Origin of the sequence: Brachybacterium ginsengisoli (assembly GCF_002407065.1) — a bacterium.
Classification (GTDB): domain Bacteria; phylum Actinomycetota; class Actinomycetes; order Actinomycetales; family Dermabacteraceae; genus Brachybacterium; species Brachybacterium ginsengisoli.
Genome location: NZ_CP023564.1, coordinates 911,903 through 936,051 on the forward strand (window position 1 = coordinate 911,903; position 24,149 = coordinate 936,051).

20 protein-coding genes are annotated in these 24,149 nt (G+C 70.7%); 12 read left to right on the plus strand and 8 right to left on the minus strand.

Annotated features, from left to right (window positions below):
* Positions 1–33: 33 nt before the first annotated feature.
* Positions 34–480 (plus strand): Fur family transcriptional regulator, encoded by a 447-nt coding sequence (locus CFK41_RS03920; RefSeq protein WP_096798493.1) that lies wholly within the window; start codon positions 34–36, stop codon positions 478–480.
* A gap of 94 nt (positions 481–574) precedes the next feature.
* Positions 575–2,068, plus strand: coding sequence for a catalase (locus CFK41_RS03925; protein ID WP_096798494.1), 1,494 nt, complete (start codon positions 575–577; stop codon positions 2,066–2,068).
* A gap of 105 nt (positions 2,069–2,173) precedes the next feature.
* Here CFK41_RS03925 and CFK41_RS03930 read toward each other — a convergent pair whose 3' ends face one another.
* Together CFK41_RS03930 and CFK41_RS03935 are read right to left on the minus strand one after the other, a co-directional pair.
* On the minus strand, positions 2,174–2,557 hold the full coding sequence (locus CFK41_RS03930; RefSeq protein ID WP_096798495.1) for a universal stress protein: 384 nt from the start codon (positions 2,555–2,557) through the stop codon (positions 2,174–2,176).
* Positions 2,558–2,713: 156 nt separating this feature from the next.
* A complete protein-coding gene (locus CFK41_RS03935; protein WP_096798496.1) occupies positions 2,714–3,355 on the minus strand; it encodes a lysophospholipid acyltransferase family protein in 642 nt (213 codons plus the stop codon).
* A gap of 267 nt (positions 3,356–3,622) precedes the next feature.
* Between CFK41_RS03935 and CFK41_RS03940 the strand changes: the two genes are divergently transcribed.
* The 4 genes from CFK41_RS03940 to nrdE all read left to right on the plus strand — a co-directional run bounded on the left by CFK41_RS03940 (position 3,623) and on the right by nrdE (position 8,619).
* The gene (locus tag CFK41_RS03940) at positions 3,623–5,152 is read left to right on the plus strand and encodes a Gfo/Idh/MocA family protein (protein WP_096798497.1); all 1,530 of its coding nucleotides are present in this window, start codon (positions 3,623–3,625) and stop codon (positions 5,150–5,152) included.
* A gap of 649 nt (positions 5,153–5,801) precedes the next feature.
* Complete coding sequence (gene nrdH / locus CFK41_RS03945; RefSeq protein WP_151904667.1) at positions 5,802–6,059, plus strand: glutaredoxin-like protein NrdH; 258 nt, start codon at positions 5,802–5,804, stop codon at positions 6,057–6,059.
* Between the two features lie 23 nt (positions 6,060–6,082).
* Positions 6,083–6,481 carry a class Ib ribonucleoside-diphosphate reductase assembly flavoprotein NrdI gene (nrdI, locus tag CFK41_RS03950; RefSeq protein ID WP_096798498.1) on the plus strand — a complete coding sequence of 133 codons (399 nt, stop codon included), beginning with the start codon at positions 6,083–6,085 and terminating at the stop codon, positions 6,479–6,481.
* A gap of 5 nt (positions 6,482–6,486) precedes the next feature.
* Positions 6,487–8,619, plus strand: a complete 2,133-nt coding sequence (gene nrdE / locus CFK41_RS03955) for a class 1b ribonucleoside-diphosphate reductase subunit alpha (RefSeq protein WP_096798499.1) — start codon at positions 6,487–6,489, stop codon at positions 8,617–8,619.
* Positions 8,620–8,719: 100 nt separating this feature from the next.
* Here nrdE and CFK41_RS03960 read toward each other — a convergent pair whose 3' ends face one another.
* Positions 8,720–9,640 (minus strand): WXG100 family type VII secretion target, encoded by a 921-nt coding sequence (locus tag CFK41_RS03960; RefSeq protein WP_096798500.1) that lies wholly within the window; start codon positions 9,638–9,640, stop codon positions 8,720–8,722.
* A 140-nt stretch (positions 9,641–9,780) separates the two neighbouring features.
* On the opposite strand from CFK41_RS03960, the gene CFK41_RS03965 reads away from it, so the two are divergent.
* Positions 9,781–10,197, plus strand: a complete 417-nt coding sequence (locus CFK41_RS03965) for a hypothetical protein (protein WP_096798501.1) — start codon at positions 9,781–9,783, stop codon at positions 10,195–10,197.
* A gap of 52 nt (positions 10,198–10,249) precedes the next feature.
* Here CFK41_RS03965 and CFK41_RS03970 read toward each other — a convergent pair whose 3' ends face one another.
* From CFK41_RS03970 to CFK41_RS03980, 3 genes are all read right to left on the minus strand, one after another.
* Positions 10,250–10,918: a hypothetical protein gene (locus CFK41_RS03970; RefSeq protein WP_096798502.1), complete on the minus strand. Its 669-nt coding sequence runs from the start codon at positions 10,916–10,918 to the stop codon at positions 10,250–10,252.
* Positions 10,905–11,420, minus strand: coding sequence for a hypothetical protein (locus CFK41_RS03975; RefSeq protein ID WP_096798503.1), 516 nt, complete (start codon positions 11,418–11,420; stop codon positions 10,905–10,907). The genes CFK41_RS03970 and CFK41_RS03975 overlap by 14 nt, the downstream gene beginning before the upstream one ends.
* A 174-nt stretch (positions 11,421–11,594) precedes the next feature.
* Positions 11,595–13,115, minus strand: coding sequence for a DUF418 domain-containing protein (locus CFK41_RS03980; RefSeq protein ID WP_227873200.1), 1,521 nt, complete (start codon positions 13,113–13,115; stop codon positions 11,595–11,597).
* Positions 13,116–13,343: 228 nt separating this feature from the next.
* Here CFK41_RS03980 and CFK41_RS03985 point away from each other — a divergent pair, with 228 nt between their 5' ends.
* The 5 genes from CFK41_RS03985 (at position 13,344) to CFK41_RS04005 (ending at position 18,590) form a co-directional block, all read left to right on the plus strand.
* Positions 13,344–14,411 (plus strand): D-2-hydroxyacid dehydrogenase, encoded by a 1,068-nt coding sequence (locus CFK41_RS03985; RefSeq protein WP_096798504.1) that lies wholly within the window; start codon positions 13,344–13,346, stop codon positions 14,409–14,411.
* 3 nt (positions 14,412–14,414) lie between these two features.
* A complete protein-coding gene (locus tag CFK41_RS03990; RefSeq protein ID WP_096798505.1) occupies positions 14,415–15,194 on the plus strand; it encodes an IclR family transcriptional regulator in 780 nt (259 codons plus the stop codon).
* 245 nt (positions 15,195–15,439) lie between these two features.
* Positions 15,440–16,840 (plus strand): MFS transporter, encoded by a 1,401-nt coding sequence (locus CFK41_RS03995; RefSeq protein WP_096800930.1) that lies wholly within the window; start codon positions 15,440–15,442, stop codon positions 16,838–16,840.
* Between the two features lie 132 nt (positions 16,841–16,972).
* A complete protein-coding gene (gene nrdF, locus CFK41_RS04000; protein ID WP_096798506.1) occupies positions 16,973–17,941 on the plus strand; it encodes a class 1b ribonucleoside-diphosphate reductase subunit beta in 969 nt (322 codons plus the stop codon).
* 109 nt (positions 17,942–18,050) lie between these two features.
* Entirely contained in the window at positions 18,051–18,590 is a 540-nt protein-coding gene (locus CFK41_RS04005) for a 4'-phosphopantetheinyl transferase family protein (RefSeq protein WP_096798507.1), read from the plus strand.
* Positions 18,591–18,660: 70 nt separating this feature from the next.
* Here CFK41_RS04005 and CFK41_RS04010 read toward each other — a convergent pair whose 3' ends face one another.
* Positions 18,661–19,983 (minus strand): M1 family metallopeptidase, encoded by a 1,323-nt coding sequence (locus CFK41_RS04010; RefSeq protein ID WP_096798508.1) that lies wholly within the window; start codon positions 19,981–19,983, stop codon positions 18,661–18,663.
* A complete protein-coding gene (locus tag CFK41_RS04015) occupies positions 19,980–23,939 on the minus strand; it encodes a Pls/PosA family non-ribosomal peptide synthetase (protein ID WP_096798509.1) in 3,960 nt (1,319 codons plus the stop codon). Before CFK41_RS04015 ends, CFK41_RS04010 begins: the two co-directional genes overlap by 4 nt.
* Between the last annotated feature and the right edge of the window lie 210 nt (positions 23,940–24,149).

Consider the following 24,149-nt stretch of genomic DNA (forward strand, 5'->3'; position numbering starts at 1 on the left):
GAGATAGTCCAGAAAACTGGGTAGTGTGAGGGCATGTCGACCGCTCAGCACACCTCCGCCCTCCGGGGCGCGGGACTGCGCGTGACCGCACCGCGGCTCGCGACGCTGGCGGCCGTCGAGGAGCATCCGCACGCGGATGCGGAGACCATCGCCCAGTCCGTCCGCGGGAGCCTCGGGACCGTGTCCCGGCAGGCTGTCTACGACGTGCTGAACGCCCTCTCCGACGCGGAGCTGCTGCGTCGTGTGTCGGTGGGCGGGCGCAGCATGCAGTACGAGCTGCACCGCCACGACAACCACCACCATCTGGTCTGCCGCGAGTGCGGTCGGCTCGAGGACATCCCGTGCGCGGTCGGGGAGGCCCCCTGCCTGACCCCGCACGATGACCACGGCTTCGACATCGAGATCGCAGAGGTCGTCTACCGCGGCGTCTGCTCGGACTGTCGTGCGGCCGTCGGCCGTTCGGAGCCCGCCGCCCCCTGAATCCTGCCGGAGGTCGCCCGACCTCGTCTCCGGCACCACTGTCTCGACTTTTCCTTACAGCTTGTCAGAATCCCCCACCACCCAGGAGATGCAGATGAACGACATCGATCCCACGATCCCCAGCACCACCGAGTCCGGCGCACCGCGCGAGTCCGATGCGCACTCGCTGAGCGTCGGCGCCGACGGCCCGCTGATGCTCCATGACGTGGCGCTGGTCGAGAAGCTCGCCCGCTTCGACCGCGAGCGCGTCCCGGAGCGCAGCCCCCACGCGAAGGGCTCCGGCGCCTTCGGCGAGCTCGAGGTGACCGAGGACGTCTCGCAGTACACCAAGGCCGATCTGTTCCAGAAGGGTCGCACGACCCCGATGCTGGCCCGCTTCTCCACCGTCGCCGGTGAGCTCGGCTCGCCCGACACCTGGCGGGACGTGCGCGGCTTCGCGCTGAAGTTCTACACCCAGCAGGGCAACTACGACATCGTCGGCAACAACACCCCGATCTTCTTCCTGCGCGATCCGATGAAGTTCCCCGACTTCATCCACTCCCAGAAGCGCACCCCGGACTCGGGCCTGCGCGACAACACCATGCAGTGGGACTTCTGGAGCAACTCGCCCGAGTCCGCGCACCAGGTCACCTACCTCATGGGCGAGCGCGGCCTGCCCAAGTCCTGGCGCCACATGAACGGCTACGGCTCGCACACCTACATGTGGGTCAACGAGTCCGGCGAGAAGTTCTGGATCAAGTACCACTTCCACACGGACCAGGGCCTGGAGTTCCTCAGCAACGAGGAGGCCGAGGCGCTCGCCGGCTCGGACGCCGACTACCACCGTCGGGACCTCTTCGAGGCGATCGCGCGCGGGGAGAACCCGAGCTGGACCATGTCCGTGCAGGTGATCCCCTACGAGGACGCGAAGACCTACCGCTTCAACATCTTCGACCTCACCAAGACGGTCTCCCACAAGGACTACCCGCTGATCAAGGTGGGGCGCTTCACGCTGAACAAGAACCCCAAGAACCACTACGCGCAGATCGAGCAGGCCGCCTTCAGCCCCAGCAACACCGTGCCCGGCACGGGCGTCTCCCCGGACAAGATGCTGCTGGGCCGCGTCTTCTCCTACCCCGACGCGCAGCGCCACCGCATCGGCACCAACTTCAACCAGCTGCCGGTCAACGCGCCGATCGTGCCCACGAACTCCTACGACAAGGAGGGGCACATGCAGTTCCTGCACTCCGGTGACGCACCGGTCTACGCACCGAACTCCTACGGCCGCGCCTACCAGGACGAGCAGGGCCCGGTCGACAACGGCTGGGAGGCCGACGGCGAGATGGTCCGCGCCGCGTACACCCTGCACGCGGAGGACGGCGACTTCGTCCAGCCCGGCATCCTGGTGCGCGAGGTCTTCGACGACGCGCAGCGCGACCAGCTGGTCGAGACCGTCTCCGGCGGCCTGAGCACCGTCGAGGAGCCGGTCCTCGCCAAGGCGATCCAGTACTGGAAGAACGTCGACGCCACCATCGGCGAGCGCATCGAGACCGCGCTCAACTCCGTCGAGGCCGACCAGCAGGTCGGCGGCGACCCGCTGGACGCCTGATCCTCGGCGCCGGTGCCGTGCCCGCGCACGGCACCGGCCCGGCAGGACGAACGCGGCCCGTCCCCTCGAGGGGACGGGCCGCGTTCGTCCTGCGGTGGGGCCTCGTCAGACGACGAGCACCTCGCTGCCGGCGGAGAGCAGGAGCTTCTGGACGGTCAGCCCCAGGAGGTGGCGGGCGAGATCCTGCTGGCGGCGCACGCCGAGCACGAGCAGCTCGGCGTCCTCCGCCTCGACCACGTCGAGCAGGATGTCGGCGATGTCGTCCTCGGTGGTCTCCTGGCGGAACTCGACCCGCACGGTGGCGCGTCGCAGCTGGTCGCGGGCGATCTCGAGCTGTTGCTCGTTCGCGTGGCGGGGATCCTCGCCGACCCCGTCGCGCAGCACGTTGACCACGATGAGGGGGCCGCCGCGCTGCTCCGCCTCCTCGCGGGCTGCGGCCAGCGCCTTGAAGCCCACTTCGGTGGGGATGAATCCGACGACGACGGCCATCTGGTCTCCTGCGGTGCGGTGCGTGCGGCCGCCACCATGTCGGCGAGCGCCCTGGCCAGATCCTACTGGTCCGGGGGCCGCTCGCGGGGGCCCGGCGGAGATCCGTCGTCGTCGGCCGCCGCCCGCAGGGGGTCGTGGCCGCCGCGCGAGCGGGAATCAGGCGCGGCGCTGGCCGGAGAGCTTCTGGATCTCGTCCATGATCTTCGCGTTCAGCAGTCGCCGCCGCACCCCCTTGGAGGCGGTGGGGTCGATGTCCTCGAGATGGATCGGGGCGCCCACGCGCACGGTGACCGATCCGCGCTGCGGGATCAGACGGGAGAGCATGTGCTGGGTCCCCTTGAGGCCGACGGGGATCACCGGGCAGCCGGACTCGACGGCGAGCCATGCCGCGCCCTGCTTGCCGGGATGCAGCAGACCGTCCCGGGAACGGGTGCCCTCGGGGTAGATCGCGAAGCCGTCGCCGTCGCGGAGGATCGACAGCCCGGCCTGGAGCGCGCCCTTGCCGGAGGACAGCGCCTCGCGGTCCACCGGCACCGCCTCGACGGCCTCGAAGAACCAGTGCAGGATGCGGCCGCGCAGACCCTTCTGGGTCCACAGCGTGTCCTTGGCGACGAAGCGGATCTGCCGGGGCAGGACCACCGGCAGCACGAAGCTGTCGATGTTGGAGAGGTGGTTCGAGGCGACGACGAAGCCGCCCTCGCTCGGGATGTTCTCGAGTCCGGTGACCCGTGGGCTCCACAGGAGCTTGACGAAGGGGCGCGAGACGTTGCGGGCGCCGAAGTAGAAGCGTCTGGCCACGGGGGTCCTCCTGAGACGTGCTGATCCGCGGACCACGATAATCCTGCCGGGCGGCCGGGGGCGGCGATGCCCGCAGGGAACGGGCGTGAACCTCGTCGCTCGCGCCGCTGGTGGGGCGGGCGGAGCGGAGGGGCTGAGGATCGGGAGTCTGTGGTAGAAACGGGCGTGCGCCCCGCGGTGAGCGGGCCGCGATGCCGGAGACGGCACGGCGCCCGCCGCGAGCCGGCGGAGCTGCCGCCGATCCCGCCGAGCCCGAGGAGCCTCCCGATGCCGAAGACCTTGAACATCGCCGTGATCGGCGCCGGAACCATGGCCCAGGCCGTGCACCTGCCGGTTCTGCGTCGGCGCTGGGACCGCTTCTCGATCGCCGCCCTGGTGGACCACTCGCCGCGCCGCCGCCGAGAGTCCTCCGAGGTGTGGGGCATCGAGGAGGACAAGCGCTTCGAGACCGTCGCCGATCTCGTCGCGGCGGTGCGCGCCAAGACGATCACGCTGGACGGCGTGGTGCTCTCCACCGACGGCCTGCACGTCGAGGACCTGCTCGCGCTGATGCGTCGGGGCATCCCCGTGCTGGTCGAGCCGCCGCTGGGCTTCTCCGCCGAGGAGATCGCGGAGGTCGCCGACTTCGAGCGGATGACCGGTCGGCGCCTGGTGATGATGGCCCACCCCCAGCAGTACGACGACTCGGTGACGCGGATGGCCGAGCACATCGCCGTGAAGGACCTGCGGATGGTGGACCACGAGATCCTCATGCCGGCCAGCCAGCCGCTGTACGGCGGGGCGCACGTGACCACCTCCTCCTACGACCTGCCCACCGAGGTGCGCTCCTCGCGACGCAAGGCGCTGCAGGCCGCGGTCGAGGCGGGGGCCGGTGGCGGCGCCACCCAGCGCGACCGCGACCTCTACGTCAAGGGGCTGCTCACGGGCGTCGCCCATCAGATGGCGGTCACCGAGGCGACCTACGGCCCGATCGCCCGGCTCTCCGCCGTGCGCCACTGGCCCAAGGGTGTGATCCCCGGATCGATCGAGCTGCTCGGTGAGCTGGAGGGCGGGGCGCAGGTGCGCCTGGTGTGGCACTACCTGCCCTTCGCCCCGGAGTACTCGGAGACCCTGCAGGTGCTCTCCGCCCGCCGCCGGATGCGGGTCGAACTGCCCGCGCCCTCCCACGGGGACGAGCGCTCGACGCTCTCCCTGCGGGAGAAGAAGAGCGGCGTGGTCCAGGAGACCTCGACGACGGCGCCCAAGGGGTCCGCCGAGCTGATGTGGGAGGCCTTCCACACCTTCGTGGAGAAGGGCAAGGAGCCCGTCTCCGGCGCGGCGGAGGCTCTCGTCCAGGTGGAGCTGCTGCGCGAGGTGCTCTCGAGCATCGTCGTCGCGGACGGCCGGAGCCTCGAGGCGGAGGAGAGCGATGGCGCCGACGCCGACGCCGACGCCGCCGCCGCCGACGGCGACGAGACGTCGGGGGAGACCGCTGACGGGACCTCCGTGGAGGATTCCGCCGAGGAGTCCGCACCGAGCGCGCCGGTGCTGACCGTGGAGGCCCCGGCGTCCGTCGACGCTCGGACCGAGGAGCCGCCGGTCGCTGAGGACGCAGCGCGTGCTGACGACTCCGCCGGCGTCGAGCAGACGGCTCCGATCACCGCAGGCGCTCCCGAGCCCGCGCCGGTGGCGGAGCCCGTACGGGACGCCGACGAGGAGATCGCCGACGCGTGGGGCACGGGTCCCGCGCCCACCGACCCGTCGGCGTCCGAGGCCGGAGCGCCTGACGCGCCGACAGGTGAGGGTCCCCGCTCCTGACGTCCCCGGCGGCGTCCCCGCCACCGCGCTGACGCCGTACCGGACCGGCCTTCCCGATCCCCGCACCGCCCCGACATCCGGGGGTGTGCGGGGATCGTCGCGTCCGGCCCGGGGGAGCGGCCGCCCGGGGGCCTCGCAGGCCTCCGGGGGCGAGCCGGGAGAGGCCGTCGCGGCGACACGCCCGCAACACGCCGGAGACACGCCGGAGACACGCCGGAGACACGCCGGAGCGATGCCGGGGACACGCCGAGGAACCGGGTGGATGACATGTCGTGTGGACCTCATTCGAGGGTGGGACGGGGCGGTCGGAGCGAGCTCCATCCACCGCCGGTGCGGGCTGTCGGACCCGTCGTCCACACTCGACTGTGCACGCATCCTCGGGTTTCGTGCGTGGAGCCTCCGCTCCGTCCCCATCGCGCACCGTCCATCCACAGCCTGTCAACATGTCGCTGTGGATGACATGTTTGTAGTTCAGTACATCTAGTGGTCCTCGCGTCGGGTCACCACTAGGTGTAGTGTTGACGGAGTCGAAGCGAACCGGTCCCCAGAAGCTCCGGAACACGACGACAGGGTCCATCGGACCCCCACAGACAACCTGCGACACCTCCTGTTCCGCGCCTCGGCGCAGCGCTCGTGAAAGGCCCTTCCCTTGGACATCACCGTGTACTCGAAGCCCCTCTGCGTGCAGTGCGATGCGACCAAGCGCGCACTGAACAAGGCCGGCGTCGCCTACGACGTCGTCGACATCACCGAGGACGCCGAGGCGCTCGCGACCGTCAAGTCCCTGGGCTACGTCCAGGCCCCTGTGGTCATCACCTCCGAGGATCACTGGTCCGGCTTCCGCCCGGACAAGATCAAGGCGCTCGCGGGCGCCGGTGCACAGCAGCGCACCGCGACCGCGATCTGACAGGCCGCGGAGGAGCGTCGGGAGTGACCAGGCTCGTCTACTTCTCCTCGGTCTCCGGCAACACCAAGCGCTTCGTCGAGAAGCTGGGCGTGCCCGCAGAGCGGATCCCGCTCTATCCCAAGGATGATCCCCTCGTCGTGGACGAGGAGTTCGTCCTGGTGGTCCCGACCTATGGCGGGGGCAACGGCCGCGGTGCCGTGCCCAAGCAGGTCATCAAGTTCCTCAACGACGAACGCAACCGGAGTCGGATCCGGGGCGTGATCGGTGCGGGGAACACCAACTTCGGGGAGTCCTACTGCATGGCCGGGGACATCATCTCCGCCAAGTGCCGGGTCCCCCACATGTACAAGTTCGAACTGTTCGGCACTCCGCGCGATGTCACGCGGGTCCATGACGGATTGGAAGAGTTTTGGCGACACTGACCGAGATGCCCCCGGTCGAGCACAACAGGCAGCTCGACTACCACGCCCTGAACGCGATGCTGAACCTGTACGGGCCCGACGGGTCCATCCAGTTCGAGAAGGACCGCGAGGCCGCGCGGGAGTACTTCCTGCAGCACGTGAACCCCAACACCGTCTTCTTCCACTCGCTGCGCGAGAAGATGGACTACCTGGTCGAGAACGACTACTACGAGAAGGACGTGCTCGACCAGTACGACTTCTCGTTCATCGAGTCGCTCTCGGAGCAGGCCTACGCCAAGAAGTTCCGCTTCCCGACGTTCCTGGGCGCCTTCAAGTACTACACCTCGTACACGCTGAAGACCTTCGACGGCAAGCGGTACCTCGAGCGCTTCGAGGATCGCGTCGTGATGGTCGCGCTCGGCCTCGCCCGCGGTGATGAGGAGCTGGCCCGCAACCTCGTCGAGGAGATCCTCGACGGTCGCTTCCAGCCCGCGACCCCCACCTTCCTCAACGCCGGCAAGGCGCAGCGCGGAGAGCTCGTCTCCTGCTTCCTGCTGCGCATCGAGGACAACATGGAGTCCATCGGCCGCTCCATCAACTCCGCGCTGCAGCTGTCCAAGCGCGGAGGCGGCGTGGCCCTGCTGCTCTCGAACGTGCGCGAGTACGGTGCGCCGATCAAGCACATCGAGAACCAGTCCAGCGGCGTCATCCCCGTGATGAAGCTCCTCGAGGACTCCTTCTCCTACGCCAACCAGCTCGGAGCCCGTCAGGGCGCCGGTGCGGTGTACCTCAACGCCCACCACCCGGACATCCTGCGCTTCCTCGACACCAAGCGCGAGAACGCCGACGAGAAGATCCGCATCAAGACCCTCTCCCTCGGCGTGGTCATCCCCGACATCACCTTCGAGCTCGCCAAGAAGAACGAGCCGATGTACCTGTTCTCCCCGTACGACGTGGAGCGCGAGTACGGCAAGCCGTTCGCCGAGGTGAACGTCTCGGAGACCTACCACGAGATGGTCGACAACCCCCGGATCTCCAAGAAGAAGATCAAGGCCCGCGACTTCTTCCAGGTCCTCGCCGAGATCCAGTTCGAGTCCGGCTACCCGTACATCATGTTCGAGGACACCGTGAACCGGGCGAACCCCATCGCCGGCAAGGTCACGCACTCGAACCTGTGCTCCGAGATCCTGCAGGTCTCGACCTCGTCGACCATGAACACCGACCTCAGCTACGACGAGCTGGGCCGGGACATCTCCTGCAACCTGGGCTCGATGAACATCGCCAAGGCGATGGACTCCCCGGACTTCTCGCAGACCATCGCCACCGCGATCCGTGGCCTGACCGCCGTCTCGGACACCTCGGACATCGAGTCCGTGCCGACGATCGCCGAGGGCAACCGCAAGTCCCACGCGATCGGGCTCGGGCAGATGAACCTGCACGGCTACCTGGCGCGCGAGCGGATCTTCTACGGCTCCGACGAGGGCCTGGACTTCACGAACATGTACTTCTACTCGGTCACCTACCACGCCATCAAGGCGTCGATGGAGATCGCGAAGGAGCGCGGCGAGCGGTTCTACGACTTCGAGAACTCGAAGTACGGCACCGGCGAGTACTTCGACAAGTACATCGACCAGGTGTGGGAGCCCCGCACCGAGAAGGTCCGCGGCCTGTTCGAGAACTCCTCGGCGCACCTGCCCACCCAGGACGACTGGAAGCAGCTGCGTGCGGACGTCGCCGAGCACGGCATGTACAACGCCTACCTGCAGGCGGTGCCGCCCACCGGTTCGATCTCGTACATCAACAACTCCACGAGCTCGATCCACCCGATCGCCTCGAAGATCGAGATCCGCAAGGAGGGGAAGATCGGCCGCGTGTACTACCCGGCTCCCTACCTCACCAACGACAACCTCGAGTACTACGAGGATGCGTACGAGATCGGCTACGAGAAGATCGTCGACACCTACGCCGAGGCCACCCAGCACGTGGACCAGGGCCTGTCGCTGACGCTGTTCTTCAAGGACACCGCCACCACCCGCGACATCAACAAGGCGCAGATCTACGCCTGGCGCAAGGGCATCAAGACCCTCTACTACATCCGCCTGCGGCAGATGGCCATCGAGGGCACCGAGGTCGAGGGCTGCGTCAGCTGCATGCTGTGAGCCTCTGACTCGTCGACGAACGGCCCGTCCCGAGATCCTTCCGGATCCTCGGGACGGGCCGTTCGTCGTGGGAGGGGGTCGTGCGGGTGACGCCCTGCTCTCAGTCCAAGAAGGTGTCGATCACGGAGTCCGCCGTGGTGGCGCCGATGTAGCTGCCCACGACGTCACCCACGATCCCGCCGACCACGCCGCCGACCCCGACCCCGGCGGCGCCACCGGCCGCGGCACCGGGCACGGCGCCGACACCGGCCGCCGGGGCCCCGGCGGCGGCGCCGCCACCACCGCCGAAGAGCCCGCCGATCGAGGAGCCGAGGCCGGTGCCGATGGCACCGCCGATCGCGCTGCCGATCAACGAGCCGGCGAAGTTCACCCCTCCGTCGAGAACAGCTCGACCGATCCGCTCGCCGGTCGAGAGGTCGGTGCGCCCGGCGTCGTCGTTCCACCGGTCGACCCCGGCCATGATGCCGGTGAAGGCATCGCCGATCATCGGGATGAACGCCGGGACGCTGCCCTTGCCGAATGCGAAGTCGCCGAAGTTCTTCGCGAAGCTGTGGGTGATGCCGACGATCCCGCCGGCGCCATCGACGCCGTCGATGCCGATGTTCTCCTTGACGTTCTGCCAGAACTCACCGAAGGAGACATCTCCCCAGTCCGCCCCCAGGAAGTTGCTGCTGGCGCCTGGCGTGCCGGGGCCGGCCTGCGGTGACCCGGGGCCGGCCTGGGGTGATCCGGCGACTCCGATGTCCGCCGAGGAGGTCGTCTCCTGCTCCTCCCGGTGCCCGTCGAGCTCGGTGCCTCGACCGGTCAGTGCGTCCACGGCTGAGGTGAAGCGAGGCTGCACGGACGAGCGGAAGGTGGTGGAGAAGGTGTCCGCGTCGGGTCCCACCCACAGGGTTCCGACGGTGCTGTCCACCGTGACGGCGAGGTCGTCCAGCAGAGTCGACAAGGTGCCTGCCCTGTTCGAGAGCAGTGCCGAGAGATCGGCGATCTGCTCGGTGTCCATCCCCTGGAACTCAGACATGTCTCCCCATTCCTCCAGTGCTGTCCCGGTCGACGCTACTGCGCGGCAGGTCGCGCGTCGATGGGGAGCTCTCCCCATGCCGGGCGCCCGGGCTCTCCGGGGCTCCCGGGCCTGACCCATGGCGATGCGAGAATGGCGCGATGGATCCCGTCATCGCTCTGTTCGCTGCAGTGGTCGTGCTCGCAGGGGTCGTGCTGGCCGCCATGAGCACGTACTTCCGAGGGGGTCGTGGGGCAGGCGCCCGGTTCTGGGTCGACTCGACTCCGGACGGACAGCGATCCGGGCACCGCTATGCGGAATCGGCGGTCCTCGTCGTGCTGCCCCTGCTCGCCCAGCTCCTGCTCGTGGTCGGAGTGCTGGTGGGCGTCACCTCGATCGACGTGCTCCGGGACCTCGGGGTGGGGCCGGTGATCGCGGTCGTCGTCATCGTCGAGGTCGTCCTCATGGTGGTGCTGCTCACGGCGACGTCGTACCGCACGGTCATGCCGCTGTGGGTCTACCCCTCCTGGCTGCGTCCCCGCAGGAAGCAGGAGCGGGACCAGATCCGTTCCCGCTGACCGGCGGCGGGTCCTCACCCACGGTGGGTCGGCGCATGACCAGCAACGCTGCTCATCGGGGGAGGAGCGCCGTCATCAGGGACCTGACCGCTCCCGTCGGCGAGGAGCCGTGCAGGGCAGACAGGGCCGATCCCTCCGCGAGGAGATAGCGTCCGCGCAGCAGCACGACTGTCGCCGACCGGTCGCCCCCGGGTCGATGGCGGACAAGCCGCGCGGCTCGGGGAGGAGCCTGCTCGAGCTCACTGCGCATCGCGGCGGGAAGGGCCGTGGACGCCTCGATCATCGTGGACCAGGCGGCGTGCCGGGTCGACGGCTCGGCGTCGAACAGCGAGTCGACGACTGTGGCATCCACGTCGAGCGTGACGTCCTCGGCGAGCGGTTCGACGGGGGAGATGGCGGTCAGCCGCAGCAACAGACCCGGCAGGGCGGAGGTGGGGTGGACGGCCAGATCCTCCCGTGCGGGAGTCTCACGGCTGCGCCGCAGCAGGCCGGCGCGTGCCAGAGTGAGGTCGTGCCCGCTGACCCTCTCCGGCGCGGAGAGTGTCACGGTGAGCGTGCCGCCCGGCGCACGGAGGATCTCGGCGAGCGTCGACACCAGCTCCTTCGGAAGCGTCTCGACCTCGTCGATCGCCGAGCCTGACACGATGGCGTCGAGGAAGACATCGATCTCGTCGCGGGACCCTGAGACCCCAGCAGGATTGTTCGGATCAGGAGCGAGCATCGGAGTCTCCGTTCCGGGGCGAGGCGCCGAGGCGCCAGGAGGCGGCGAGGCCGTCGAAGAGCTCGCCATGTCGAGCATCCACTGTCGGCAGCGTGGTCAGGGTCAGCGTGAGCCCGATGCCGGGCACCACGCGACTCCAGCGGCGGACCAGCAGGGTGGCTCCGTTCGGATCCGTCATCACCGAGGAGTCGTGCCACTGCGCCGTGCCGTCGTCCGTGTCGAGGCGGCGATCCTCGATCACCTGCAGGTCCGGCAGGGTGGAGAGCTGTTCCTCGCGCACCACGCTCTGCCAGGCCTCGAGGTCTGTTCCTGCGGCGAGCGGGACAGCGGTGAGGGTGGCGTTCGAGGCGATGCCGGGATCGAGCGAGCGCGCGTCCGAGAAGGCCCCGAGTACGGGCCCGGCGTCGGCGACCTCGACCCACCCCGCAGGCAGGTCGAGGGCCATGGGCGGGACGGTGGACTCGGGATCCTGCACGGTGACGGTCCGTGTGGCTGTGGTCATGGCTTCACCTTAGAGGGTGGGGTGAGGGGCAGATCGGTACGGGGAGCCGGAGGGTTGGCGGGCGCTCTGTCAGGAGGGTCAGTGACGGGTTCTCGGAGAAGAGGGCTCCGGGCCACGGCGGTTACCCAGCATTCATGCGCGGTTCGGAGCCAGATCCTGGTTCGGAATCGCGCCTTACCGTCCAGTCATCGTGGACGTGGACGTGGACGTGGACGTGGACGTGGACGTGGACGTGGACGTGGACGTGGGCGTGGGCGTGGGTGCGGCAGTTCGATCCGGCGCCGGATCGAGCTTCCCGTAGGTCATCCGACGCAGCAGCATCTCGGCCGGTCCGCGCATCCCGCGTGAGCCCATCCAGGCCGCGATCGGCAGGGACACCAGCCACACCCCGAGCGCGATCGCGAGCGCCGGGGCGGTGGAGAGGCTCCCGCCGAGCCCGAGGCCCCAGGAGGCCATCAGCGGCGCGAGCAGCAGCGACTGGAAGAGGTAGAAGCTCAGGGAGCGCTGGCCCACCGCGGCGAGGGTCCGCTCGACCAGGCCGAGGTCGCGGGTGCGGTCGGGAGCACCGTCCGCGCGGGGCACGCCGTAGGCCCGCTCGGCGGGGGCCAGGTCCCGGTCGGTCGACGAGTCCGGGCGCGAGGCGTCCTGGCCGGGCGCCCGTCCCTCGAGACGCAGGGCGAGCAGCCCGAACAGTGCCGCATAGCCGATCCCGCAGGCGATGCCCGTGACGGAGCTGATCCCCGTGAGCATCCACGGCGCGGCGGCGGGCAGCTCGTACGCGCCGAGGAGTGCGAGCGCCTCGGGCAGGCCGCCCAGCCAGCCGATCGCGATGCCGCCGATCGCCGTGCGCCGCAGCAGGCGCACGTGCCGCCACGGCTCGTCGAGGATCCGTCGGCGGGCGGCGATCCAGCCCAGCAGGATCGGCAGCGGCGCCCCCATGAGCGCCGCGAAGGGAAGGGTCATGAGCCATAGCCCGAGCCGGTGCAGGACCGAGACGAGATAGGGGTTGTCGTAGGACGCAGACCGGGCGAAGCCGGTGCCGGTGTCCACGGACTCGAGCTCGGCGAGCACGTCGGCCGGGACGAACTGCGAGAGCACGATCCCGCTGACGACGCTGAACAGGGCGAACAGCGTCATCACCGCGACGAGCACGATCGCCCAGAGGCGCAGGGTGCGCTCGCGTCGGCCGAAGAACCACCACACCAGCACGAGCCCGCAGAGCCCGTATGCCCCCAGGATGTCGCCGTAGAACAGCAGTGCGGCGTGCAGCGCCCCCAGCAGGAGCAGCGCCCAATGGCGGCGGCGCATCATCCGTCTCACGGAGCGCGGGTCGAGGCCGCGATCGATCCGCGAGCGGTAGAACTGCACCATCCCGTAGCCGAACAGGAGGGCGAACAGCGGCATCGCCCGATGGTCCACCGCGATCGTCATCACGACCTGGGTGATCGTGTCGAGCGGTCCGTCGGCCGGGATGTGCGGGGTGCCGCCGGCGGATTCGGTCGTGCCCCACAGATACCAGGAGACGTTCGCGACCGCGATGAGCGCGAGCATGAGCCCGCGGGCGATGTCGGGGGCGAGCGAGCGCTCGGGCCGTCCTGTCGCAGGACCCGAGCGCGGCGGCGCGGCAGGGGAGGGCGCGGAGCCGACGACGGGATCGCCGGCGGAATCGTCGGCCGGGGTGGCGGTGGAGGTCACGGTGTGGCCTTTCGCTGGACGGCGTGCGCGGTGCACGCCTCGACGCTACGTACCGCCGCGAACTCGGGCATGCGACCAAAGTCGGAAGGCCTGTCACGGAACGGCCAGGGATCGACCTCCTGATCATCCGGCGGCCAGTATCGTGAACGGCGTCCAGCAGGTTGGGTGGATCGGTATGCTGGAACCACCCCTGCATCGCCAGGGCCCGGCCGAGCAGAGGAGCTCTCCATGGACACCCGCCCGAACCAGACCGCCCGCCCGCAGGTCGTCATCGCGGTCGACCTGCCCGAGGAGCGGTGCCGGGAGATCGAGCGGGCCGTGCCGGAGGTGGACGTGGTCCGAGACCGTGCGCTCTATCGTCCCCGTCGCGGCCCGGCCGACTGGTCCGGAGACCCCGCCCACCGGCGGACGCCCGAGCAGCAGGCCGCCTACGACGCCATGATCGACCGCGCCGACATCCTGTTCAGCCTGCCCGACGTGGACCCCGCCCAGCTCTCCCGCACCGCGCGCGCCAACCCCCGCCTGCGCTGGGTCCAGGCGATGGCGGCCGGGGGAGGGGCGCAGCTGCGGGCCGCCGGCCTCGACGCCGACCAGCTCGAGCGCATCCAGGTGACCACCACCGCCGGGGTGCACGGGTCGCCGCTGGCCGAGTTCGCCGTCCTCGGCGTGCTCGCAGGGGCCAAGGAGCTCCCGCACCTGCAGGCCGACCAGGCCGATCACCGCTGGCCCGACCGCTGGGAGATGCGTCAGGTGGACGAGATGACCGTGCTGGTCGTCGGGCTCGGCGGCATCGGTGCCGCCTGTGCGCAGAAGCTCTCCGCCCTCGGGGCACGGGTGATCGGCACCTCGCGCAGCGGCCGGCAGGTGGCAGGGGTCGATGAGGTCGTGCCGGTGGAGCAGCTTGCGGAGGTGGCAGGGCGGGTCGATGCGCTCATCGCGACGCTCCCCGGCACCGCCGCGACCGACGGTCTCCTCGGCACCGAGGTGCTCGCCGCGGCCAGGCCCGGGACGATCCTGGTCAACGTGGGTCGCGGCACCGTGGTGGACGAGGAGGCGCTGCTCGACGCCCTGGATGCGGGCCGCATCGGATACGCCGCCCTCGACGTCACCGCCGTCGAACCGCTGCCGACGGCGAGCCGCCTGTGGGATCATCCCCGTGTGCTCATCAGCCCGCACACGGCGGCGCTCTCCTCGCGCGAGGAGGAGCGGATCACGAGGCTCTTCATCGACAACCTCGGCCGCCATCTCGCGGGGCGCCCGCTGCGCAACGTCGTCGACACCGTGGAGTTCTACTGAGCCATGACCGAGTCCCGTGATCCCTCGCCCGCCGTCTCCCGTGCCCTGGGCATCCTCTCCGCATTGGAGGCCTCCGGCGGCGTCCCGCAGTCGCTGTCGGAGATCGCCCGGTCCGTCGGCATCGCGAAGTCCTCCACCTCGAACATCTGCGCGGCGCTCGAGCGCGAGCGGATGATCCACCGGATCGGCGGCGGCTACCGCCTGGGGATGCGCACCGCCGAGCTGGGCGGCGCCTTCGCGGCGCAGTTCAACCAGGTGCGCGAGTTCTTCGAGGTCGTCGAGACCGATCCCGTGCTCGACACGCAGGTGGTGCAGATCGCGACCTTCGATGCGCCCGACGCGATCTACCTGGCGCGCCACGAGGGCCGGGCCGAGCGGCTGGGCACCCCGCTCGGCTCACGGCTGCCGCTGGTCTACTGCGCCGTCGGCACCGCGATGCTCACCACCCTCCGCGACGAGGAGGTGGACGCGCTGATCGCCGAGGCCCCCGAGTCGCCGCGCACCCCGCGCTCCGCCCGCAGCGCCGAGGAGCTCTGGGCGAAGGTGCACCGTGCGCGCGAGCACGGCTACGCGGTGGACCTGGGCGAGTCCTTCGAGGGGATCCACGGCGTCGCCGCGGCCCTCGAGCCCTGGCAGCCCGGCGATCCGCTCATGGCGATCGGGGTGGCGCTGCCCGCCCGGGAGGCGGACGACGAACTCATCGCCGAGGTGGGCCGCGCGGTGATCGCCGCCGCCGAGCGACTCACCAACCCGCTCTCGCGCCGCCCCGACGGCGCCGCCTGATACACCCTCCGCGCAGGGGTCGGCCCGCCGGTCGACCCCTGTTCGGCATGCCCGGAGGGCGGAATCCGCTCCGACGGTCAGTGCGCAGGGGGCCGAGAGCCCTCATCGTTCAACACGTTGCACGCTGTTCAGAAAAGAGTACTCTGGCCGCAGACACGACGCCCGGGCCGGCGGCCCGCGTCCCCACCATCGAAGGAGATGTCGTGAGCTCATCGCAGAGCAGCCCCGCCACCACCCCGCAGCCGATGGATCGCGCCGAGTACGAGGCGAACCTCCGCCGCGCCACGCTGTCCTCGAGCGTGGGCAGCGCCCTGGAGTACTTCGACTTCGCGATGTACGGCCTGATGACGGCACTGGTCTTCGACCGCCTGTTCTTCTCGACCGAGAACCCCGCCATGGCGACCGTCGCGGCGTTCGGGATCTACGGCGTCGGCTTCGCCGCCCGACCCTTCGGCGGTCTCTTCTTCGGCACCATCGGGGACCGCATCGGTCGTCGCTGGGTCCTCGTGGCCACGATCGTGCTCATGGGCGGAGCGTCCACCCTCATCGGCGTGCTGCCCACCTACGAGCAGGTGGGCATCCTCGCCCCGATCCTGCTGGTGGTGCTGCGGCTGCTGCAGGGCTTCGGCGCCGGCGCCGAGCAGGCCGGCGCCACGGTGCTGATGGCCGAGTACGCCCCCGTGAAGCGCCGAGGATTCTTCTCCGCCCTGCCGTTCGTGGGCATCCAGGCCGGAACGCTGCTGGCCTCGCTCGCGTTCTTCGCCCTCACGCTGATGCCCGAGGATGCCTTCCTCTCCTGGGGCTGGCGCCTGCCGTTCCTCGCCTCCCTCGCGCTGATCCTCATCGCGCTGTGGATCCGTTCGAAGCTCCGCGAGACCCCCTCGTTCATCCAGCTCGAGAAGCACGAGCAGATCGCCGAGAAGCCGCTGCGGGAGATCTTCACCCGCGGCCGCGGGGGAGTGGTGGTCGGCATCGGGCTGCGGATGGCCGAGAACGGCGGCTCCTACATGTTCCAGTCGATCGCGCTGGCCTTCGTCACCTCGGCCGCGATCGGCATGGACCGCGGGATCGTGACCTGGGGCGTGACCTTCGGCAGTCTCATCGGGATCTTCTCCGTTCCGCTCACCGGTGCGCTCTCGGACCGGCTGGGACGTGTCCCCGTCTACCGCTTCGGCGCCGTGTTCATGCTGATCTACTCGTTCCCCGCCTGGTATCTGCTCTCGCTCGGCGACGAGCTGGTCGCCGTGGCGGTGATCGCCGTCGGGATCGGCGTCGCCGTCAACTCGATGCTCGGCCCGCAGTGCGCGATGCTTCCCGAGCTGTTCGGCAACCGCCACCGGTACCTGGGTGTCGCGATGGCCCGGGAGCTCTCCGCCGTGCTGGCCGGCGGCCTCGCCGGCGTGCTCGGCGCCGCCCTGCTCGCCTGGACCGGCGGGAACTGGATCGTGCTGGCGATCTACATGACCACCCTCGCCGCGATCACCACCGCCTCCACCTTCCTGGTGCCCGAGACCCGCAGCCGCGACCTCCTGCGCATCGAGGACGCCGTGCGGATCTCGACGTCCGAGGAGGGCACCGCCACCGAGATCGAGCTCTCCGAGGGGGCGTCGGCGCAGGCCACCGGAGCCGGCTCGGAGCGGCGGTGAGCGAGCGCGACGAGCGGGGTCGCGGTGGTGTCGTGAACCACCGCGCCGCAGAGCCCCCGCGTCCCCTTTCCGGAGCCGACACTGCCTAGACTGGCGAGTGCTGAGAACACCACAAAAGACAGTGAGGCTGCGGTGAACGACCACCTGAAGACGACGGTCCAGGCGATCAACTGGAACCGGATCCCGGACCAGAAGGACCAGGAGGTCTGGGACCGCCTGACCGGGAACTTCTGGCTTCCCGAGAAGGTCCCGCTGTCCAACGACGTGCAGTCCTGGAACCGGCTGCCCGAGTCCGAGCAGGGCCTCGTGATGCGCGTGTTCACGGGCCTGACCCTGCTGGACACGGTGCAGGGCACCGTGGGCGCGGTCTCCCTGATCCCCGACGCGATCACCCCCCACGAGGAGGCGGTGTACACCAACATCGCGTTCATGGAGTCGGTGCACGCGAAGTCCTACTCGCAGATCTTCTCGACGCTGGCCAACACCAAGCAGATCGACGAGGCGTTCCGCTGGAGCGAGTTCAACGAGCCGCTGCAGAAGAAGGCCCAGATCGTCATGGGCTACTACGCCGGCGACGACCCCGAGAAGCGCAAGGTCGCCTCCACGCTGCTGGAGTCGTTCCTGTTCTACTCGGGCTTCTACCTGCCCATGCACTACTCCAGCCGCGGCGAGCTCACGAACACGGCGGACATCATCCGCCTGATCATCCGTGACGAGGCCGTGCACGGCTACTACATCGGCTACAAGTTCCAGCGCGCGGTGGAGAAGGCGACCCCGGCCCGCCAGGCGGAGCTCAAGGAGTACACCTTCTCGCTGCTCATGGAGCTGTACGACAACGAGGAGGAGTACACCGAGGATCTCTACGATCCGGTGGGCTGGACCGAGGAGGTCAAGACCTTCCTGCGCTACAACGCCAACAAGGCGCTGATGAACCTCGGCTACGAGTCGCTGTTCCCGCAGGAGTCCGTCGAGGTCAACCCCGCGATCCTCGCCGCGCTCTCCCCGAACGCCGACGAGAACCATGACTTCTTCTCCGGCTCCGGCTCCAGCTACGTCATGGGCAAGGCCGTGGAGACCGAGGACGACGACTGGGACTTCTGAGTCCTGACACGCAGAGCCCTCGCACCGAGGTCTCCGCATCCCGCAGGACGGGCCGGGCGATCACGCCCGGCCCGTCCTGCGTGGCGACCACATCACGCGGAGGGCAGGGATGAGCGGCCGACGGTCCGGGAACAGCGTCCCGCAGGACCCTGCGGGGATCCTCGCCCTGCACCGGGCGGAGGAGGACGCCGACGGGATCCTGCAGGCGCGCGTCGCCGCGCTGCTCGGCGCCCCTGCGGCCGACGTGCTGGTGGGGCGCTCCTGCCCCCGCTGCGGCTCCTCGGAGCACGGCCGGCCCTGGGCTCGCCGACGCGGAGCGAGGCGCGAGGTGTTCGTGAGCCTCTCCCGGTGCGGTGAGCACCTGATGACCGCGGTGAGCGAGGACGGGCCCGTCGGCGTGGACCTCGAGGCGATCGCCGCCGTGGGCCGGGCCTGGGATCCGCAGCTGACGCTGCACCCGAGCGAGCGGGCGGCCGCCGAACAGGCGGGACCGCGCGAGCTGGCGGCGCTGTGGGCGCGCAAGGAGGCGGTGCTGAAGTTCCTCGGCACCGGGCTCGAGACCCCGATGAGCGCTGTGCGCCTCGCCGACCATCACGTGGTGGACGTCGCGGCGCCGCCCGGGCACGTGGCGGCGCTGGCCCGGCGCTGAGACCCGGGTCCCGCCGCCGGCTCTGAGCCCCGGGCCCTGCCGTCGGCGCGGATCCCGCCGCGCCGCCGGCTCAGGCCGCCTCGGGCACCGGGCAGGCGGGCAGCGCGGTCTCGAACAGCCACGGCTCGAGCAGGGCGGCGGCGTCCTCGCCGGCCGCTCCCCGCACGTGCTCGAGGAACATCTCGGTGGTGACGTTCCCCGCCCGGTGCTCGCCAAGCCAGCCGGTGAGGAGCGCGAAGAAGCGCTCGTCCCCGAGGTGCAGCCGCAGCGCGTGCACGGCCAGGGCGCCGCGCTTGTAGACACGGTCGTCGAACATCAGCTCCGGGCCCGGATCGGCGAGCTCCAGATCGTCCTGGGGCAGACCCTCGAGCAGGCGGTGATGCGTCTCGACCTCGGCCTGCACCGTCGAGACGCCGGACTCCTCGGCCCACAGCCACTCGCAGTAGCAGGCGAAGCCCTCGTGCAGCCAGATGTCCTGCCAGCGCTTCAGCGTCACCGAGTTGCCGAACCACTGATGGGAGAGCTCATGGGCGATCAGCCGCAGGGACTCCCAGGCTGTGTCCACGAAGTTGCTGCCGAAGGTGGACAGCCCCTGGGATTCCAGCGGGATCTCCAGCTCGTCCTCGGTGATCACCGCGGTGTACGAGGCGAAGGGATAGTCCCCGAACAGGCCGGCGAAGAAGGCCAGCATCGCCGGCTGGCGGCCGAAGGTGCACTCGAGCGCCGCCGAGTCCACCGAGGTCGGGGCGAGGGTGCGCACGGGCACCGGGGCACCGGGCTGGTCCACCTGCCGGTAGCGGCCGATCTGCACCGTCGCGAGGTAGGTGGGCATCGGCACCGTCTGCTCGAAGGCCCAGGTGACGGCGTTGCCCTTGCGGCGGGTGCCGCTGGGCTCGCCGGAGACGGCCACGGTGTAGCCGGGCGGCACCGACAGGGAGATGTCGTAGGTCGCCTTGTCGTCCGGGCGGTCGTTGCACGGGTACCAGGAGGGTGCCCCGTGCGGCTGGGCGGCGACGATGACGCCGTCCTCGAGCTCCTCCCACCCCGCGGTCCCGAGGCCTCGCGAGCGCACGGGTCCCGGTGTGCCGGAGTACTTCACGCGCACGGCGAGGTCCTCGCCCGGGGTGAGGGGGTGCTTGATGGTGAGGCGTCCGCGCAGGTGGGTGAAGCGCTGCGGCTTCCCTCCCACGAACACCTTGTGCGGGGTCAGGCCCTGGAGGTCGAGCTGGAAGGACGGAGCCTCGACCAGCGGGCGGCAGGTCAGGGTCGCCTCGCCGTCCAGGCGGTTGCCCTCGAGCTTGTAGGCGAGGGCGAGGTCGTAGTGCCGCACGGCGAAGCGCGCATCGCCGTGCCGGGGGACGTAGGGGTCGGTGCCCGTGCTGTGAGGGCTCATGCGTCCTCCTCCTCGTCCCAGGGGCCGATGGGGTTGCCGGTCCAGCGCGTCCCGGCCGGGACCAGCTCGCCCCGCATCACGAGGGAGACGGGGCCGACGGTGGCGTGGCGGTCGATCGTCGCGGCGGGCAGGATCACGCCGCCGGGGCCCAGGGTCGCACCCTCGGCGAGGGTCACGGCGTCCATGCTCAGCACCCGGTCGTGGAAGAGGTGGGTCTGGACCACGCAGCCGCGGTTGACGGTGGCGCCGTCGCCCAGGGTCACCAGGTCCATCTCCGGCAGCCAGTACGAGTCGCACCACACGCCCCGGCCCACCGTCGCCCCGAGCATGCGCAGCCAGACGTTCAGCGCGACGGTGCCGGTGGTGAGGTTCGCGAACCAGGGGGCGGCGAGCACCTCGGTGAAGGTGTCCGCCAGCTCGTCCCGCCACACGTACGGCGTGAACAGGGCATGCTCGCCCGGCCGGTGGCGACCGATGATCAGCCACTTCGCGGCCACGGTGACGAGCGCTGCCAGCACCCCGGCCAGCAGCAGCAGCGGGCCGCCGAGCACCACGGCGGCCGCGATGCCGGCGGCGCCCCGGAGCAGCAGCGCGAACAGCGCCGCCCCGATCGCGACCGGGAGCAGCTGTGCGAGCACCAGCGGCACCAGCCGGCCGGTCTCCACCAGCCCGCGCTGGATCAGCAGGCGCCGCGGCGGATCGAAGGTGAGCGAGGTGTCCTCCTCGCCGCTGGTGCGGCGGAGCTTGCGCGGCGGGCTGCCCAGCCAGGACGATCCTGCCTTCGCGGACTTGCGACGCGGGGCGGCGGAGAGCACCGCGACCAGGGACTGCTTGGGGACCTTGCGGCCCGGGGCGAGCATGCCGGAGTTGCCCACGAAGGCGCGCTTGCCCACCTTGACGCGCTCCACGCGGATCCAGCCGCCGCCGAGCTCGTAGGCGCCGATCAGCGTGTCGTCGGCGAGGAAGGCGTGGTCGCCCACGGTCACGAGCGACGGGATCAGCAGCACGGTGGAGATCTCCGTGCCCCTGCCCACCCGCGCTCCGAGCAGACGCATCCAGATCGGGGTGAGCGCCCCCGCGTACAGAGGGAACAGCCAGGTCCGGGCCTCGTCGAGCAGCCGCAGCGTGGCCCAGATCGAGACCCCCGCCGCCGAGCGCAGCGGGTGGTGGCCCGGGGAGACGGCGAGGGAGAGCAGACGGGTCAGAGCCAGCACCAGCAGAGCCAGCACGGCCAGGGACACGAGCGCGGCGAGCGGCAGCCACGGCAGGGCGGCGACCACCGCCGCGCCGAATGTCGCGGTCCCGCCGACGGCCGGGAGCAGCACGGCCGCGCCGGCCGCCATCGCGAGGGCGGGCAGGGCGGCGATCACGGTGGCGAGCAGGGCGTAGACCGCCAGCCAGACGGGCGGCCGGGGCGGGGCGTCGGCGGACCACGGGCCGCGGGCGGCGCCCTGGTGCTCTGCCGGGGACCCGGACCAGAACTCCTCCGCCGGGACGTGCCCGAGCACCGCGGAGCCCGGGGCGATCTCCGCCTCACGGCCCACGACCGCTCCGGGACCCAGCGTGCTGCGCGCGCCGATCCGGGCCCGCTTGCCGATGCGGACCGACCCGATCAGCAGCCGGTCCCCGTCGATCCAGTGACCGGCCAGATCGACCTCGGGCTCGATCGAGGCGCCGGAGCCGATCTCGAGCATCCCGGTGACCGGCGGCAGGCTGTGCAGGTCCACGTCGCGCCCGATCCGCGCCCCGAGCAGCCGGGCGTAGAGCCCGAGCCAGGGCGCACCGGCGAGGCTCACCGCGGCGAGCTCCTCCTGGATCCGCTCCGCGAGCCAGAGCCGGAGGTGGACCTTCCCGCCGCGCGGATGGCTGCCGGGGCGCACGCCGCGCAGCAGCAGCCGGGCCAGCAGCGCCGCCAGCGCCATCCGACCCGGCGGCAACAGCATCACGGCGGCGAGCGGGAGCACCAGCCACAGCGGGAAGGTCACCAGCCAGGGCACCTCGGTGACGAGGCCGCCGATCGTGGAGATGAGCAGGAGCCAGGTGATCCAGCGCAGCGCCGCGAGCGCCCGCAGAGGAGCCAGGGCCAGCAGCTGGGCGACCTGGGTGCGCCGGCGCAGCGGGGAGACGGTGCGGTCGTCGCGGGCCGTGGAGGTGCCCATCTGGTCCAGATGGGCGGCGAGGGCGGCGAGCGTGGAGTGGGTGTAGACCTCGCCGACGGTGAGCTCGGGGTGCTTCGTGCGCAGACGGCCCACCACCTGCGCGGCGGTGAGCGAACCGCCGCCGGCGTCGAAGAAGTCGTCCCCGCCGGAGGTGGCCTCGAAGCCCAGCACCTCGCCCCAGATCTCCGCGATCCAGGCGGAGGTGCCGGAGAGCGCGGCCGACGGGGCGGAGGCGGCGGTGGGCAGCGGCCAGGGGAGGGCGTCCCGGTCGATCTTGCCCGAGGTGCGGGTGGGCAGCTCGTCCACGATCGCCAGACGGGGCACCAGGGCGGCGGGCATCCGCTGCTTCAGCAGCCCCTTGGCGACCTCCGCGTCGTAGCCGGCGTCGATCGTGAGGTAGCCGACCAGGAGCTTGTTGCCGGACGTCGTGGAGCGCACGGCGGAGGCCGCCCCGACCACCCCGGGCAGGCGCAGCATCTGGTCATCGATCTCGCCGAGCTCGATGCGGCGACCGCCGAGCTTGATCTGGTCGTCCGCCCGACCGGCGAAGAGCAGGCCGTCGGGGTCGTTGACCACCACGTCGCCGGAGCGGTAGGCGCGCTCCCAGCCGAGAGTGGGCATCGGCGCGTACTTCTCGGCGTCCTTCTCGGGGTCGAGGTAGCGGGCCAGGCCCACCCCGCCGATGATCAGCTCGCCGGAGGCTCCGGGCGCCACGGGGCGGCCGTCGGCGTCGACCACCGCGAGGTCCCAGCCGTCCAGCGGCAGGCCGATCCGCACGGGATCCGTGCCGTCGAGCATCGCGCCGCAGGCCACCACGGTCGCCTCGGTGGGGCCGTAGGTGTTCCACACCTCGCGCCCCGGGGCCTGGAGCCGGGCGGCGAGCTCGGGCGGGCAGGCCTCGCCGCCCATGATGAGCAGGCGCACCTCGGTGAGGGCGCTGTCCGGCCACAGGGAGACCAGCGTGGGCACGGTGGAGACGATGGTGATGCGGTTGGCGGCCAGCCAGGGGCCGACGTCCACCCCGGAGCGGACCAGCGAGCGCGGGGCGGGCACCAGGCAGGCACCGTACGCCCAGGCCAGCCACATCTCCTCGCAGCTGGCGTCGAAGGCGACCGACAGCCCGGCCATGACGCGGTCCCCGGGACCGATCGGGGCGTCCTGGAGGAACATCCGCGACTCCGCCTGTACGAAGGCGGCGGCGCTGCGGTGGGAGACGGCGACGCCCTTGGGCCTGCCGGTGGATCCGGAGGTGAAGATGACCCAGGCGTCGTCCGTCGGCTCCGCCTCGCGGGCGGCGACGGGGTCCGCCTCCCCGTCGGCCGGGACGCCCACGCGGCTCGCCGCGGTGGGAGTGATGACCAGGTCGTTGCCGATCACCGCGACGGAGGCGGACTCCTCGAACACGACGCGGGCGCGCTCGTCGGGATCGTCGGCATCCACCGGCACGTAGGCAGCGCCGGCCACCAGGATCCCGAGGATCGCGACGTAGAGATCGGTGGTGCCGGACTTGATGCGCACGCCGACCTTGTTCCCGGGCCGCACGCCGTGCTCCGCCAGACGCACGGCGAGCTCGGCGGCCGCCTCGTCGAGGGCGCTGTAGGTGAGCATCTCCTGCCCGCTGTCCACCGCGGGGGAGTCGCCGTGGTCCCTGACCACGCGATGGAAGAGGTCCACCAGGGTGGAGGGTGCCGGCGCACGATCACCGGCCAGGAGCTCGGGGAGCAGCCCCGCGGGGCGCTCGGCGGGGGGCTCGGCCGGCAGGGACGGAGTGTGGTTCACCGGTGGATTAACCCCCATGGAGATGAACGGCAGGGAACAAGACGGCCGCAGAGGTCGCGGAGCTCACCCCGCGGCTTCTTCCGCCGCCGATCCCGGAAGTGCTCAACAGCACGACACGGACCAGACGGTCGCTCGCATGACCTGGGCTTCTGTACCAGATGCCAGAAATTCCTGCGACGAAGCCCCACACTGTGACAGCAGGACACTTTCCTTCCCCCTATGAAGTGG